General features: G+C 72.9%; 1 protein-coding gene and 1 pseudogene. Both read left to right on the top strand.

The genetic code is table 11. The features are described from left to right. Positions 1 to 370, top strand: a 370-nt coding sequence (locus AC1D01_RS37360; protein WP_477874956.1) for a cupin domain-containing protein, incomplete at its 5' end; no start/stop codon positions are given. Positions 371 to 465: 95 nt separating this feature from the next. After that, positions 466 to 719, top strand: a pseudogene (locus tag AC1D01_RS37355) (c-type cytochrome); the annotation flags it as partial.

Raw genomic sequence — 719 nt, 5'->3', positions numbered from 1 at the left:
GGCCGGCGGCCCGCAGCATCGCGGCATGCTTGTCATCAGCCACAGTGCCCTGCCCCGCGACCCGCCGGACGGCCCGAACCCGCGTGTCGGCGTCGCCGGGGCGGCGCAGGGAATCCATGGGTTCGAGGCCTGGACGCAGCAGCTGGCGCCGGGTGCGGCCACCGGCTGCCACCGCCATGACGGCGAGCTCGCCATCCTCGTGCTGCAGGGCAGCGGCAAGCTGCAGCTGCCCGGCGGGCCGCAGCGCTTCCAGGCGCCATGCACGCTGATCGTGCCGGCGGGTGCGGAGCACCAGGTCGTCAACCACGGCGGCGCGCTGTTGCAACTGGTTGCGGTCGCAGCTCCCCCGAAAGGGGTGGCTCCTCGCTGACGCGACCGGTGGCTCCTTCGGGCGATGTGACGGCGCGGGGCGCCCGGAACACTGCGAACCTCACGGCAACACCTGCCTGACCTGGAGTCTTCACGATGAACAAGTGGTTGAAGCGCGGCGCCTTCGCGCTGTGCGGCCTGGCCGCCACCGGCGCTGCGGCCCTGGTGCTCGGCGCGCAGCTGGGCGAACGCAAGATGCAGCGGCAGGTCGCGCTGCAGGTCGGCCCGGTGGCGCTGCCGGGCGACGATGCCGGGCTCGCGCGCGGCAAGTACCTGTACCTGTCGCGCGGCTGCACCGAATGCCATGGCGTCGACGGTGGCGGCAAGGACGTGGTCAACGACGGCAAGGG

Source organism: Rhizobacter sp. P3_B12, from assembly GCF_056402895.1.
This window is presented reverse-complemented; position numbering and strand designations above follow the sequence as displayed.